The sequence below is a fragment of the Streptomyces sp. Edi2 genome (assembly GCF_040253635.1).
Classification (GTDB): Bacteria; Actinomycetota; Actinomycetes; order Streptomycetales; family Streptomycetaceae; genus Streptomyces.
On record NZ_JBEJGX010000003.1, the window covers coordinates 5,463,152 to 5,477,614 of the forward strand.

The following is a 14,463-nucleotide window of genomic DNA, read 5'->3' on the forward strand; positions in this document are numbered from 1 at the left end:
CGTGGGGCGATACCGTCGGCCCACCGACACACGCTTAGGGAGACGGACAGTGACAGCTACGTCGTTGGTGCGAGGCGCAGCCGGAGACCCGTTCGGGACGGCGCGGCTGCGGCGTGGCGTGCTGGATGCCTGGGCCACCTCGCCGGCCCGGTTCCGGGAGGATGCCAACGCCGAGGAGGACCTGGCGCTCGGCGGCTACCGCGACCGGCTCGCCGTGGAGCTGGCGCAGAACGCGGCCGACGCGGCGGCCCGGGCCGGCGTCCCCGGCCGGCTGCGGCTGACCCTGCACCCGGCGAACGGCGACGCGCCCGCCGTACTGGTCGCGTCCAACACCGGCGCCCCCCTGGACGCCACCGGCGTCGAGTCGCTGTCGACGTTGCGGGCCTCCGCGAAGCGGGAGCCCAGCGTGGCGGCCGGGGCGGTCGGCCGGTTCGGCGTGGGCTTCGCCGCGGTGCTGTCCGTGAGCGATGAGCCGGCGCTGGTGGGCCGCACCGGCGGCGTCCGCTGGTCGCTGGCCGAGGCGCGGGCGATGGCGGAGGAGGTCGCGGCGCACAGCCCCGGTCTGGGCGGTGAATTGCGCCGGCGCGACGGTCATGTGCCGCTGCTGCGGCTGCCGCTGCCCGCGGAGGGCGGGGCGCCCGAGGGGTACGACACGGCCGTCGTGCTGCCGCTGCGGGACGGCGCGGCGCAGGATCTCGCCGAGCGGCTGCTGGACGCGGTCGACGCGGCGCTGTTGCTGACCCTGCCGGGGCTGTCCGAGGTCGTGATCGAGACCCCCGAACACGTACGGGAGTTGAGGCGGAGCCAGGACGGCCCCTACGTCCTGATCGAGGACAGCGAGCGCGGTGCCACCCGCTGGCGGGTGGCGAGCGACGGCGGCCCGCTGGACCCGGCGCTGCTGGCGGACCGGCCGGTCGAGGAGCGGCTGCGGCCGGCCTGGTCGGTGACCTGGGCGGTGCCGGTGGACGGCGAGGGCGCACCGGCGCAGCCGGGAACCGCGGCGGTGGTGCATGCGCCGACGCCCACGGACGAGCAGCTGGGGCTGCCCGCGCTGCTGATCGCCTCGTTCCCGCTGGAGCCGACCCGGCGGCATGTCGCACCGGGCCCGCTGACGGACTTCCTGGTGGAGCGGGCGGCCGCGACCTACGCGGCGCTGCTGGGCGACTGGCAGCCAGTGTCCGTCGGCACGCTCGACCTGGTGCCCGGGCCGCTGGGCAAGGGCGGCCTGGACGGTGAGCTGCGCCGGCAGGTGCTGGAACTGCTGCCGCGGGTGCGGTTCCTGCCGAGCGCGGCTGCGCCCGGTGGCTCGCCCGCCGAGCCGGAGGCGCCGGCGGCGGGCGAGTGGGACGAGGACGGCGGCGGGGCGGACCGCTTCGTCCTGCGCCCGGTGGACGCCGAGCTGGTGGAGGGCGCGGGCGCGGCGACGGTCGGCGTGCTGGCCGAACTGTTCCCGAGCCTGCTGCCGGCCGGCCTCGAACGCCGTCCGGAGCTGCGGGCGCTGGGTGTGGCCCGGGTGGGCCTCGGCGAGATGGTGGACCGGCTGGCCGGCGTCGAACGCTCGCCCGGCTGGTGGTGGCGGCTCTATGACGCGCTGGCCGGCACCGACCCGGACCGGCTCAGCGGGCTGCCGGTCCCGCTGGCGGGCACCGTGGCCCAGGGGCCCGGCGGGGGCAGCGGCGTACGGACCACGATCGGACCGCGTCAGGTGCTGCTGCCGCTGCCCGGCGGCGACGAGGACGCCGGGGCCCGGCACCGTACGCTCGCCCGGCTCGGGCTGAAGGTCGCCCACCCCGACGCGGTGCACCCGCTGCTGGAGAAGCTGGGCGCCACCCCGGCCGCCCCGCGCGCCGTACTGACCACGCCCCAGGTGCGCGCGGCCGTGGCGAACTCGCTGGACGCGGACGAGGACGCCTACGACGTCTTCGCCGACGAGATCGGGGGCGGTCCCGGAGCACCGCTGGGCGCCGAGGAGCTGGCGGAGACCGTGCTCGGGCTGGTCAGGGACGCCAACCTCGCGCCGGGCGACGAGCCCTGGCTCGGGGCGCTCGCCCTGCCCGACGAGGACGGCGAGCTGGCGCCCGCGGGTGAGCTGGTGTACCCAGGCAGTGCCTTCGAGCGGGTCATCCGGGAGGGTGAACTCGCGGCCTGTGAGGGGGAGTTGGCCGAACGCTGGGGTGAGCAGCCGCTGACCGCCGTGGGCGTCATGGCCGACTTCGCGCTCGTCCGGGCCACCGATGTCGTACTCGACCCGGACGAAATGGAGCCCCGGGAAGGAGACTTCGCCGAGCCGGACGACGTCGGGCTGCTGGACGCGGTCGACGTGTGGTGCGAGGACATCCTCGACGCCCTGCCGGAGACCCCCGTACCGCCGGTGGTGACCGAGCTGGTCGCGGTGCGCGACCTCGATCTGGTCGACGACGACGCCTGGCCCGACGTGCTGGCCATGCTCTCCCGCCCGCCGCTGCGCGACGCCCTGACCGCACCGGTGCGGGTGCTGCTCCCCGACGGCACCACCGAATCCGTCCGCCCGTACACCGCCTGGTGGCTGCGCGGGCACCCGGTGCTCGACGGCCGCCGCCCCGCCGGCCTGCGTTCGGCGGGCGGCGATCCGCTGCTGGCCGGGCTGTACGAGTCCGCGGACGCGGGCGAGGTCGATGCGCAGGTGCTGCGGGCGCTGGGTGTGCGTACGTCCGTCGCCGCCCTCCTGGACGAGCCGGGCGGCGCGGCGGAGCTGCTGACCCGCCTGGCGGACCCGGAGCTGCCCGTCGGCGCCGCCCAACTCCACGCGATCTACGGCCTGCTGGCGGACCTGGACCCCGATCAGGTGACGCTGCCCGACGAGCTGCGCGTCGTGCGCGACGAAGAGGTCCTGGTGGTGGACGCGGCGGACGCGGTGGTCGCCGACGCGCCGGACCTGGTGCCGCTGGCGGCCGGCCGGGCGCTGCTGCCGGTGCGCCCCGCCCGCGCCGCCGAGCTGGCGGAGCTGCTGCAGGTTCGCCGGCTGAGCGAGGCGGTCGGCGCCGAGGTCCGCTCCGAGGGTGTACGCCACGAGGTGCCGGACGCCGTCCGCGTCCTGCTCGGCGCCGCTACCCCCGAGGCGTACGTGGAACACGAGGAGTTGCTGGTCGACGGCCCCGACGGCCCCGCCGAGCTGGACTGGCGCCGGACCCCGGACGGCACCGTGCACGCCGCGACCCTGGAGGGCGTGGCGGCGGGCCTGGCCTGGGCGGCGGGCCAGTGGCCGCGCCGCTTCGAGGTCGCCGCCCTCCTGGAAGACCCGGAGCGGGGCGAGGAGCTGGCACGGGCGCGGTGGTTCGACTGACGGAGGGCCCGTACGGGGAGGGCCCCCGCCGCATCATGGACGAGGCGGAAGGAGCGCAGGTCACCTTCCGCTTGGAGCGGGGCGTTACCGGTTTCCGCGACCGGGGTGACCCGCCCGTGCCGAGTACCGATCCCCGGGCGTGCCGTGCCGCTTGGCATGCCGCGGCGCGGGCCGCGGGCGGGCAGGTCGAGGACTTCGCTGAGCAGGAGTACCCGCAGAGCTTCCACAGCGCCACGATCAGCGGCAGTGACGGCACGCACCTCGCCCTGTTCCACGCTCACCACCCGCTGGTCGCCTTCGTGGAGGGCAGGCGCTACTGGTACACCGAGGGATTCCAGGACCCTCCCGCGTGGGCTGCTGTCCTCGGCGACCTCGGCTTCGTCGTCCTGAGCGCAGCACGGCTACGGTCACCGCTGGAGGAGTCCGACACCTCTGCCCTGTCCGCGGAGGAGTGGCGTCAGATCAGGCACTGGCGGCCCGAGACCCTTGGCGCCACGCTCTTCAACCCGTGGGACTGACGGCCGGCCGCGTGTCTTCCCGGGCGGAACCGGTGGCGGACCGCGACGTCAGTTCGAGCGGAACCGCTTGACCAGGCTCCAGATGACGACGATCGCGGAGAGGGCGAGGAGGGGCCACACCCACCAGTCGAGGGTGCCGTCGCCGGTACCGCCGTAGTGGCTGCCGATGTGGTGGTAGTGGCGGTGCGAGCTCGCCAGCACTGTGTACGCCAGGTCCCCGTGGAGTGTCATGGGGCTGGAGCGTAGTACGGCGGCAGCGGCCGGGGTATCGGCCGGGCAGGTTCTCTTCGGCCCGTCGCACCATCCGCGGACCCGTCGGGCCGGCCGCGGACCCGTCGCGCCGCCCCGGACCCGTCGCACCGCCCGCGGAGTGGGCAGTGCGCGTGCCTCCGCAGGCCGGCTGTGGCGACGGCCGGCCCGGAGCCGGGCGGCTCTGCCGTCAGCGGCCGGGGATGCTGCCGCCGCCGTCCACGCACAGGGTCTGGCCGGTGATGAAGCCCGCGTCGTCACCGAGGAGGAAGCAGATGGCGGCGGCGATCTCCTCTGGCTGGCCCAGCCTGCGCAGGGGGATGGTCTGCAGTACCTGGGCCTCCGCATCGCTTCCGGCCGGGCGGGTCCGGTGGAACAGCTCGGTGTCGACCGGGCCCGGGGCGACCGCGTTGACGGTGACCGCGTGTTCGGCCAGTTCCAGCGCCCAGGTCCGGGACAGGCCCACCAGGGCGCTCTTCGCGGCGGAGTAGCTGCTGCGGCCGCGTGCGCCGAAGACGGCCCGGCTGGCCACGTTGACGATCCGGCCCCGGCCCTGCTCCCTCATGCCGCCGACGAAGGCCTGGGTGACCTGCACCGCGGCACGCACGTTCAGGTCGAAAACCGTCTGCAGGTTCGTGGTGCTGACCTCACTCAGTGGTTCGGGCAGGGCGATGCCGACGTTGTTGACCACCGCGTGCACCTGGTGGTCCCGTGCCAGCGCCCGCATCACCTCGCGGGTCTGCTCCTCGTCGGCCAGATCACAGGGCGTGAGCAGGCCGGGGAAATCCGTCTGCGGGGCACAGCGGGCGATGCCCAGCACCTGTGCGCCCTCGGCGGCGAGCCTGTGGCTGACGGCCAGGCCGATCCCCCGGGTGGCTCCGGTGACCAGCACGGTCCTTCCCTGCATCCGACGCTCCGTTCTGACTGAGCACCAGGGGAACAGCGCCGTGGGCCGCTTCGGCCTGTTCCGGACCGGCTCCCCGTAATGAACTTGATCTTTCGTCGAACACACTAACGGCCGACGTGGTGGGACGACGCGGTAATGGCGTCAAAACTGCTACGAGGACCGGGAATTGGGAGAAGGCAAGCGGCCGCGGGCAAAGGCGCCACGGTGTTCGCTCAGCCGTGCCGGAACCGCCGCTTGACGAAGAACCAGCCGACCCCGAGCACGGTGCCGAGCGGGATCATCCACCACGCGCCGCCGAACGAGACGCCGGGGGAGTGGGATTCGTAATGGCCGCCGTAATGGCTGATGTGGTGGCTGATGCTGTGGTGCGAGCGTGCCAGGATGTCGAAGGCGTGGGGCCCTGGGTGGAGTGTCATGGACATGAACTCTAGGGGAGGCGGGGCGGGCTGAAGGGACGGGCCCGCGGTGTCAGGGGACGCGGGCCGCCCGTTCGTCACGCCGGGAAGCGCCGGCCCACCCACCGCCAGGTGATCTCCAGTAGCACCGCTGCCACCACCGCGAGGGCGACGGCCGTCCACGGCATCGTCGTGCCGACCAGGCGCAGGTCGAAGAACCTCTGCAGCCAGGGCGTGGCGAGGACCGCGAGGAAGGCCAGGCCCATCGCCAGGACCAGGCCGATCCGCCACCAGGTGTAGGGGCGGGCGATGATCGCCAGGACCCACATCGCGGCGAGGAAGAGCGTCAGGGTGGCCGCGCTGGTCTCGGCGGACAGGGAGCCGGGGCCGGTGTAGTAGGCGCGGGCGAGCAGGTAGGTGGTGAAGGCGGCCAGGCCCGTGATCAGGCCCGACGGCACGGCGTAGCGCATCACCCGGCGGACGAAGTGCGGTCTGGCGCGCTCCTTGTTGGGGGCCAGGGCGAGGAAGAACGCGGGGATGCCGATGGTCAGGGTGGACAGCAGGGTCAGGTGCCGCGGCAGGTACGGGTAGGGGATCTGGCAGCAGGCCACCAGGATCGCCAGCAGGACGGAGTAGACGGTCTTGGTGAGGAAGAGGGTGGCGACGCGGGTGATGTTGCCGATCACCCGGCGGCCCTCGGCGACGACCGAAGGGAGCGTGGCGAAGCTGTTGTCGAGCAGGACGATCTGGGCGACGGCGCGGGTGGCCTCGGAGCCGGAACCCATGGCGACGCCGATGTCGGCGTCCTTGAGCGCGAGGACGTCGTTGACGCCGTCGCCGGTCATCGCGACGGTGTGACCGCGCACCTGCAGGGCGGCGACCAGCTCCCGCTTCTGCTGCGGGGTGACCCGGCCGAAGACCGCGGACCGTTCGACCGCGGCCGCCATGGCCTCGTGGTCGCCGGGCAGTTCGCGCGCGTCCACCGCCGCGCCCGCGCCCGGCAGCCCGAGTTTGCCGGCCACCGCGCCCACCGACACCGCGTTGTCGCCGGAGATCACCTTGGCCGCGACGTCCTGCCCCGCGAAGTAGCGCAGGGTGTCGGGGGCGTCCGGGCGCAGCCGCTGCTCCAGGATGACCAGCGCGGCGGGCCGTACGTCCCGGGTGACCTCGGGGTCGTCCAGCTCCCGTGCGGCGCGGGCCAGCAGCAGGACGCGCAGGCCCTGGGCGTTGAGGCCGTCGGTCTCGGTGAGGTGGTGGTCGCCGGGCGGCAGCAGTACGTCCGGGGCGCCGAGCAGCCAGGTGCTGCTCTCGCCGTCCGGGCCGTTGAGGGCGGCGCCGCTGTATTTGCGGGCGGAGGAGAACGGCAGCGCCCGGGTGCAGCGCCAGGCGTCGTCCGCCGGATACGCCTCGATGATCGCCTGGAGGGAGGCATTGGGCCGTGGATCGCATTCACCCAGTGCGCCCAGCACCTTCTCGATGTGCGGCTCGTCGCCGTCGAGGGACCGCAACCCGTGGACGTCCATCCCGCCCTCGGTCAGCGTGCCGGTCTTGTCCAGGCACACCACATCGACCCGAGCCAGGCCCTCGATCGCGGGCAGCTCCTGGACCAGGCACTTCTTGCGGCCGAGCCGGATGACACCGATCGCGAAGGCGACGGAGGTGAGCAGCACCAGGCCCTCGGGGATCATCGGCACGATGCCGGCGACCATCCGGCGGACGGCCTCGTCGCCCGGCAGGCCGAGGGTGAGCAGATGGCTGAGGATGAGGCCGATCGCGGTCGGGATCATCATCCAGGTCACGTACTTGAGGATCCGGCTGATGCCGCTGCGCAGTTCGGAGTGGACCAGGGTGAAGCGGCTGGCCTCCTCCGCGAGCTGGGCCGCGTACGCCTGCCGGCCGACCTTGGTGGCGGTGAAGGCACCGCTGCCCGCGACGACGAAGCTGCCGGACATCGCCGGGTCGCCGGGCTTCTTGAGGACCGGATCGGCCTCGCCGGTCAGCAGCGACTCGTCGATCTCCAGGCCGTCGCTCTCCCGCACCTCGCCGTCGACGATGACCTTGTCGCCGGGCCCCAGTTCGATGACGTCGTCGAGGACCACGTCGGAGGTGGGGATCTCGGCGGCGGTCCCGTCGCGCCGGACGGTCGGCCGCGCCTCGCCGATGACCGCCAGGCTGTCCAGGGTCTTCTTGGCGCGCAGTTCCTGGACGATGCCGATGCCGGTGTTGGCGACGATGACGAAGCCGAACAGGCCGTCCTGGATCGGGCCGACGATCAGGATGATCACGAAGAGCACGCCGATGATGGCGTTGAAACGGGTGAAGACGTTGGCGCGGACGATCTCGGCGGCCGAGCGAGACGACCGTATGGGGACGTCGTTGACCTCGCCCCGGGCGACCCGCTCCGCGACCTCGGCGGCGGTCAGTCCGGGGTGGACCGGTTCCCGAGCGGTCCGCCGGGCCGGCGCGCGGCCCGGTCCGGAGTGCTCGGGTTCGGCGCTCGCCCGCTCCGTCATGCCCTCGACGTTACGGGCGGACGGGGCGATGCACCCGTTGTCGTGCGCCGTGCCGGGGCGTGCGCTCAGTGCTGGTCGGCGGGCTGCCCGGCCGTCGTGGCGGAGCGCTTGATCGCGGCGTCCCTGGCCCGTACGTACCAGATGCCCACCAGCCCGAGGCCGCCGCCGGCCAGGCAGGTCCACACCCACCAGCTGTGGCCGCGGTCGGCGAACCAGCCGTAGAAGGGGAGCTGGCCGAGGAAGAGCGCGAACCAGATGATGGTGCCGCCGGTGATCGTGCCGACGACGGGGCCCTCAAGAGGCGCCGGGGCCTCGCGCAGTTCGGACTTCTTCCACATGGTGGCCAGCTTACGGGGAGGGGGCGCGGGGGCCGCGGGCGGCGGTGGGCAGGGCCCGGAACCCGGTGGGGCGGCCCGCCCGGCCTTTCCCGAACCCGGTGGGGCGGCCTGCCCGGCCTTTCCCGGACCCGGTGGGGTGGCCTGCCCGGCCGTTGCGGCACAAGGCTCTACGCGCGGAGATAGCGATCAACGGATTGTTTATTCATACTGAACCTTTCTGGATACGGCTGGTTCTGGTTGTCTGTTCGTCCAAGCCCATCCGGTTGCTGCTTGTTTCCGTACGTGTTCCGGGCCCCCGGGCCCCCACGCCTGCCCAGGCCCGTCCGACTGAGGTCCCCGCATGCCCCCCTCGGCCACCACGCCGGTCGACCCGCTCAAGAGCCCAGGTCCGAAGCCCCCCAAGAACGGCCTCGACCGCTTCTTCAAGATTTCCGAGCGGGGGTCGACGGTCGGTCGTGAGCTCCGCGGCGGCCTGGCGACGTTCTTCGCGATGGCGTACATCATCGTGCTGAACCCGATCATTCTCGGCTCCGGAGTCGATAAGTTCGGCCACCATCTCGACAATGCCCAGCTGGTCACCGCCACCGCGCTGATGGCCGGTCTGAGCACCGTCCTGATGGGCGTCGTCGGCAATGTCCCGATCGCCATCGCCGCGGGCCTGGGCATCAACGCCGTGGTGTCCCTGCAGCTCGCCCCCAAGATGAGCTGGCCGGACGCGATGGGCATGGTCGTGCTCGCCGGTCTGGTGCTGATGATCCTGGTCGCCTCGGGCCTGCGGCAGCGGGTGATGGATGCGATCCCCAACGGGCTGCGGCGGGCCATCGCCATCGGCATCGGCCTGTTCATCTCGCTGATCGGCCTGGTCGACGCCGGCTTCGTGACGCGTAACCCGGACGCCGCGCACACCACCGTGCCGATGGGCCTGGGGCAGGGCGGGCAGCTCAAGGGCTGGCCGGTGCTGGTCTTCGTCCTCGGCCTGGTGCTGATGTTCGTGCTGGTCGTGCGGAAGGTCAGGGGCGCGATCCTGATCGGCATGGTCAGCATGGCCGTGGTCGCGATCATCATCAACGCGCTGGTGCAGATCCCGGACGCGTCCTGGGGCCTGGCGGTCCCCAACGTCCCGGACAAGATCATCGGCACCCCGGACTTCGGCCTGATCGGTCAGATCAGTCTCTTCGGCGGCTTCAAGGAAGTCGGCGTGCTGACCGGCTGCCTGTTCGTCTTCACCGTGCTGCTGTCCGGCTTCTTCGACGCGATGGGCACCATCATCGGCGTCGGCGAGGAGGCCGGTCTGCTGGACAACGAGACCGGCCAGCTGCCGAACATGGGCCGGATCCTCATGGTCGACGGCATCGCGGTCGCGGGCGGCGGCTTCGGCTCCGCCTCCGCCAACACCTGCTTCGTGGAGTCCACGGCCGGTGTCGGCGAGGGCGCCCGCACCGGTCTGGCGAACCTGATGACCGGTGGCCTCTTCCTGCTCGCGCTGGTCTTCGCGCCGGTGGCGACCGTCGTCCCCTCGCAGGCCGCGACGCCCGCCCTGCTGGTCGTCGGCTTCCTGATCATGTCCTCGAACGTCCGGGACATCGACTGGGGCGACTTCACCATCGGCATTCCCGTGTTCCTGACGATGGTCTCGATGCCGTTCACCTACAGCATCACCAACGGCATCGGCATCGGCGTGCTGGCCTTCATCCTGCTGCGCACGGCGACCGGCCGCTTCAAGGAGATCCCCTGGCTGCTGAACGTGGTCGGCCTCTGCTTCCTCGTCTACTTCCTGCTCGACCCGATCGAGCAGGCACTCGGGGTCAAGTAGGGGGCCGGCGCGCCCTCAGCCTCTCCGTCAGCTTCTCCGTCTCGTCGAGAGACGACTGGAAGCGCTCGTCGAAATCCTCGCGGATGAGCGTCCGGACCACATAGTCCTGGACGCTCATTCCGCGTTTTGCGGCGTGCTGCCGTATCCGGTCCAGCAGCTCCCCGTCCACGCGCAGGCTGAGCACTTGCGATGCCATACGGACACGGTCCCGTCCGTACGCGGTCAGGTGCGTCGCATTCGGCCGCGTCCTCACCCGTATGGGTGAAGCCCGACGGGCGGTACCCCACCGGCTTTCCTTAGAAAGGGTAATGAGTTATGCTAAAGACCATGCCGGAACTGTCCCGCCCCCAGCCTGACGGCCGGGAGGCGCCCCCAGACGACGCGGCCGCGGTGAACGCTCTGCGGTCCGCCGTGATGCGCCTGTCGCGCCGCCTCAAGCACCAGCGGGTCGACGAATCGCTGAGCCCCACCGAGATGTCGGTGCTCGGCACCCTGTTCCGCTGCGGCAGCGCCACCCCCGGTGAGCTGGCCCGCAAGGAGCATGTGCAGCCGCCGTCGATGACCCGCATCGTGGCCATGCTGGAGGCCAAGGGACTGGTCCGGCTCGAACCGCACCCCGACGACCGCCGTCAGAAGGTCGTCACGCAGACCGAACAGGCCGAGGCGATGCTCGAGGAGAGCCGTCGCAAGCGCAACGCCTGGCTCGCCGAGCTGGCCTCCGGGCTGGACGAGGACGAGTGGGCGAAGGTGCGGGCCGCCGCGCCCGTGCTGGAGAAGCTCGCACAGCTGTAGAACCCGAGGCCGAGGAGGCGAACCGACTTTGAGTACGGGATCCGGAGCACACTCCGCCCCCGCACCGAACTCCCCACACGACACGGTTTCCGACGACGCGACCGCGACCCCGCAGGGCCCCGCCCCGGACGTCGCCACAGGCCCCGCCGCCACACCGCGCAAGGGCACGTTCAGCTCGCTCCGCATACGTAACTACCGCCTCTTCGCCACCGGCCAGATGGTGTCCAACACGGGCACCTGGATGCAGCGCATCGCCCAGGACTGGCTGGTGCTCAGCCTCACCGGCTCATCCGGCGCGGTCGGCATCACCACCGCGCTGCAGTTCCTGCCGATGCTGCTCTTCGGGCTCTACGGCGGCGTCATCGCCGACCGCTTCGCCAAGCGCAAGCTGCTCCTGTTCACCCAGTCCGCCATGGGCCTGACCGGCCTCGCCCTCGCCGTGCTCACCCTGAGCGGCCAGGTGCAGGTCTGGCACGTCTACCTGGTCGCCTTCGCCCTCGGCCTGGTCACCGTCGTCGACAACCCCTCCCGGCAGGCCTTCGTCTCCGAGATGGTCGGTCAGGACGAGCTGCGCAACGCCGTCAGCCTCAACTCCGCCAACTTCCAGTCCGCACGGCTGATCGGGCCGGCCGTCGCCGGTGTCCTGATCACCGCCTTCGGCAGCGGCTGGGCCTTCCTGCTCAACGGCCTCTCGTTCATCGCCCCGCTCACCGGGCTGCTGATGATGCGGACCGCCGAGCTCCACAAGGTCGAACGGGTCCCGCGCAGCAAGGGCCAGCTGCGGGAGGGGCTGCGGTATGTCTCGGGGCGCCCCGATCTGCTCTGGCCCATCGTCCTGGTCGGCTTCATCGGGACCTTCGGCTTCAACTTCCCGATCTGGCTGACCGCGTTCGACTACCACGTCTACCACCAGGGCGCCGGCACCTACTCGCTGTTCAACGGGCTGATGGCGGCGGGCTCGCTGATCGGCGCGCTGCTCGCCGCCCGCCGCGCCGGCTCCCGGCTGCGGCTGCTCGTCGGTGCGGCGATCCTCTTCGGCGCCCTGGAGATCGCCGCCGCGCTCGCCCCGTCGTTCTGGGTCTTCGCGGCGCTGCTCGCCCCGATCGGCATGGTCGGCCTGACGGTCAACGTCACCGCCAATTCGAGCATCCAGATGGCCACCGATCCGCTGATGCGCGGCCGGGTGATGAGCCTGTTCATGATGGTCTTCGTGGGCGGCACCCCGCTGGGCGCACCGGTGGTCGGCTGGATCACCGACGCCTTCGGCGCACGGACCGGCTTCCTGGCCGGCGGCCTGGTCTCCATGGTGTCCGCGGTCGTCATCGGCCTGATCCTCGCCAGGGTGGGCGGCCTGCGCCTGAAGATCGATCTGCGCCGGGGCCGTCAGCACGTGGCGTTCGTGCCGCGGGTGTCCGCCGCCACCGCCGCTGCCTCCGCCTCTGCCTCCGCGGAGAGGAGTATGGCTCCGGCGGCGTAGGGACGGTGCGGGTGGCGCGGGGCCGGGCGGTGGCGCGGGGCGGCGCGCTTCAGGGCCACGGTCTGGCGGACGGTGCGAGCCCTGCGCGACACTGCCGCGGTCTGCCGGCGCGGCGTGAGCCTTGCGCCACACTGCGGCGATCCGCACGGACCGTGCGAGCCCTGCGCCACACTGCCGCGATCTGCCGGACGGCCCGAGCCCTGCGCCACACTGACCGCATGAGACTCTTCGCCGCCGTCCTGCCGCCCGCTCCCGCGATCGAGGAACTGGCCGCCGAGGTAGCGCAGTTGAAGAAGCTGCCGGCCGCGGACCGGCTGCGGTGGACGGGCCGGGACAGCTGGCACTTCACCCTTGCCTTCTACGGCGAGGTGCCCGAGGAGATCGTCCCCGACCTGCGGGAACGCCTGGGCCGCGCCGCCGCTCGCCGCGATTCCTACCCCCTGCGGATCGCCGGCGGCGGCCGCTTCTCGGACCGGGTGGTGTGGGCCGGGGCCGACGGCGACCGGCCCGCCATGCGCACGCTCGCCGGCGCGGCATCGGCAGCGGGCCGCCGGGCGGGCGTGGCCATGGAAGAGGAACACCGCCCGTACACCCCCCACCTCACCCTCGCCCGGAACCGCGTCCCCGATCTGGACCTGCGCCCGTACGCGGCCGCCCTGAAGGATTTCTCCGGTGCCCCCTGGACGGTCGAGGCCCTGGCCCTGGTGCGCAGCCATCCACCCGTCCCCGGCGTGGCCGGCAAGCAGCCCCGCTACGAAACGGTGGGGGTCTGGCCGCTGGGCCGCTGAATGGTTGCTGGGTGCTGAACTGGGTGCTGAAGGGGCGCCGGGGCGCCGCCGCGCCGCTGCCCGGCCGTCAGGCCCCGCGGCCGGGCAGGTCCCGGGCAGGCCCCGGGCCGCCGAAACCTGCCGACCGGTCCCGGTTACGCTCAAGGGGTGGACCCCAAAACCCGTAACCGGATCATGTCCGGCCTGCTCGCCGTCCTGCTCATCGTCGTGGTCGTAGCGGCGGCGCTGCACTGAGCGATGCTGTCGCGGCGGCGCTGCACCGAGTGCTGCTGTGGCCGCTGCCGCGTGCCGGGCCGCCGGTCTGACCGATGGCCCGGCACGCGGTCCGCTCACCAGGCGAAGGCCTCCGGGCTCGGGCCGGGCCCGGGGAAGATCTCGTCGAGCGAGGCGAGGAGATCGTCCGGGAGGGTCAGTTCGACGGCGCGCAGCGCGGAGGCGAGCTGGTCCGTCGTGCGGGGGCCGACGATCGGCCCGGTGACGCCGGGACGCGTCAGGAGCCAGGCCAGCGCGACCTCGCCGGGCTCCAGGCCGTGCTTGTCGAGCAGATCCTCGTAGGACTCGATCTGGGCACGGATAGCGGAGTTGGCGAGGGCATCGGCCGAGCGGCCGACGGCCGAGCGGCCCGCGCCGCCCTCGCGCTCCTTGCGCAGGGCCCCGCCCAGCAGCCCACCGTGCAGCGGGGACCACGGGATGACGCCCAGGCCGTAGCCCCGGGCGGCCGGGATGACCTCCATCTCGGCGCGCCGCTCGGCGAGGTTGTAGAGGCACTGCTCGCTGACCAGACCCAGCGAACCGCGGCGGGCCGCCGTCTCGTTGGCACGGGCGATGTGCCAGCCCGCGTGGTTGGACGAGCCGGCGTAGAGGATCTTGCCCTGGTGGACGAGAACGTCGATGGCCTGCCAGATCTCGTCCCAGGGGGTGTCCCGGTCGACGTGGTGGAACTGGTAGAGATCGATGTAGTCCGTGCCCAGCCGCTTGAGGCTGGCCTCCACCGAGCGCCGGATGTTGACCGCGGAGAGCTTGTCGTGGTTGGGCCAGACCTTGTCGCCCTCCGTCCCCATGTTGGCGTAGACCTTGGTGCCCAGCACGGTCTTGTCCCGCCGGCCGCCGCCTTTGGCGAACCAACTGCCGACAATCTCCTCGGTACGGCCCTTGTCGGCGCCGAATCCGTAGACATTGGCGGTGTCGAAGAAGTTGACGCCCGCGCCCTGCGCTGCGTCCATGATGGTGTGACTGGCGGCCTCGTCCGTCTGAGGCCCGAAGTTCATCGTCCCGAGGACGAGTCGGCTGACCTTGAGTCCGGTGCGTCCGAGCTGCGTGTACTTCATGGTGGTCCAGCCAACGCCTTGGA

At 72.3% G+C, this 14,463-nt stretch carries 13 protein-coding genes; 6 read left to right on the forward strand and 7 right to left on the reverse strand.

What is annotated here, in order from left to right; translation table 11 throughout:
* Positions 1 to 118: 118 nt before the first annotated feature.
* Positions 119 to 3,322 carry a sacsin N-terminal ATP-binding-like domain-containing protein gene (locus ABR737_RS27495; protein WP_502964511.1) on the forward strand — a complete coding sequence of 1,068 codons (3,204 nt, stop codon included), beginning with the start codon at positions 119 to 121 and terminating at the stop codon, positions 3,320 to 3,322.
* Positions 3,310 to 3,840 (forward strand): hypothetical protein, encoded by a 531-nt coding sequence (locus ABR737_RS27500; protein WP_350253084.1) that lies wholly within the window; start codon positions 3,310 to 3,312, stop codon positions 3,838 to 3,840. Before ABR737_RS27495 ends, ABR737_RS27500 begins: the two co-directional genes overlap by 13 nt.
* Positions 3,841 to 3,888: 48 nt before the next feature.
* Here the strand turns inward: ABR737_RS27500 and ABR737_RS27505 are convergent, their stop codons facing one another.
* The 5 genes from ABR737_RS27505 to ABR737_RS27525 form a co-directional block, all read right to left on the reverse strand.
* Positions 3,889 to 4,071: a hypothetical protein gene (locus ABR737_RS27505; RefSeq protein WP_350253085.1), complete on the reverse strand. Its 183-nt coding sequence runs from the start codon at positions 4,069 to 4,071 to the stop codon at positions 3,889 to 3,891.
* Between the two features lie 208 nt (positions 4,072 to 4,279).
* Positions 4,280 to 4,996: an SDR family oxidoreductase gene (locus tag ABR737_RS27510; RefSeq protein ID WP_350253086.1), complete on the reverse strand. Its 717-nt coding sequence runs from the start codon at positions 4,994 to 4,996 to the stop codon at positions 4,280 to 4,282.
* Positions 4,997 to 5,208: 212 nt separating this feature from the next.
* Entirely contained in the window at positions 5,209 to 5,412 is a 204-nt protein-coding gene (locus ABR737_RS27515) for a hypothetical protein (RefSeq protein ID WP_350253087.1), read from the reverse strand.
* 77 nt (positions 5,413 to 5,489) lie between these two features.
* Positions 5,490 to 7,904, reverse strand: coding sequence for a cation-translocating P-type ATPase (locus ABR737_RS27520; RefSeq protein WP_350253089.1), 2,415 nt, complete (start codon positions 7,902 to 7,904; stop codon positions 5,490 to 5,492).
* A 65-nt stretch (positions 7,905 to 7,969) separates the two neighbouring features.
* A complete protein-coding gene (locus ABR737_RS27525; RefSeq protein ID WP_350253090.1) occupies positions 7,970 to 8,242 on the reverse strand; it encodes a DUF2530 domain-containing protein in 273 nt (90 codons plus the stop codon).
* 340 nt (positions 8,243 to 8,582) lie between these two features.
* Between ABR737_RS27525 and ABR737_RS27530 the strand changes: the two genes are divergently transcribed.
* On the forward strand, positions 8,583 to 10,055 hold the full coding sequence (locus tag ABR737_RS27530) for an NCS2 family permease (RefSeq protein WP_350253091.1): 1,473 nt from the start codon (positions 8,583 to 8,585) through the stop codon (positions 10,053 to 10,055).
* On the opposite strand, the gene ABR737_RS27535 is transcribed toward ABR737_RS27530, so the two are convergent.
* The gene (locus tag ABR737_RS27535) at positions 10,048 to 10,251 is read right to left on the reverse strand and encodes a hypothetical protein (RefSeq protein WP_350253093.1); all 204 of its coding nucleotides are present in this window, start codon (positions 10,249 to 10,251) and stop codon (positions 10,048 to 10,050) included. The two genes, ABR737_RS27530 and ABR737_RS27535, sit on opposite strands and share 8 nt — an antisense overlap.
* Before the next feature lie 131 nt (positions 10,252 to 10,382).
* Between ABR737_RS27535 and ABR737_RS27540 the strand changes: the two genes are divergently transcribed.
* From ABR737_RS27540 to thpR, 3 genes are all read left to right on the forward strand, one after another.
* Positions 10,383 to 10,847: a MarR family winged helix-turn-helix transcriptional regulator gene (locus ABR737_RS27540; protein WP_328385134.1), complete on the forward strand. Its 465-nt coding sequence runs from the start codon at positions 10,383 to 10,385 to the stop codon at positions 10,845 to 10,847.
* 28 nt (positions 10,848 to 10,875) lie between these two features.
* Positions 10,876 to 12,324, forward strand: a complete 1,449-nt coding sequence (locus ABR737_RS27545) for an MFS transporter (protein WP_350253094.1) — start codon at positions 10,876 to 10,878, stop codon at positions 12,322 to 12,324.
* 218 nt (positions 12,325 to 12,542) lie between these two features.
* Positions 12,543 to 13,112, forward strand: a complete 570-nt coding sequence (gene thpR / locus ABR737_RS27550; RefSeq protein WP_350253096.1) for an RNA 2',3'-cyclic phosphodiesterase — start codon at positions 12,543 to 12,545, stop codon at positions 13,110 to 13,112.
* Between the two features lie 329 nt (positions 13,113 to 13,441).
* Here the strand turns inward: thpR and ABR737_RS27555 are convergent, their stop codons facing one another.
* Positions 13,442 to 14,440: an aldo/keto reductase gene (locus ABR737_RS27555; RefSeq protein WP_350253097.1), complete on the reverse strand. Its 999-nt coding sequence runs from the start codon at positions 14,438 to 14,440 to the stop codon at positions 13,442 to 13,444.
* Between the last annotated feature and the right edge of the window lie 23 nt (positions 14,441 to 14,463).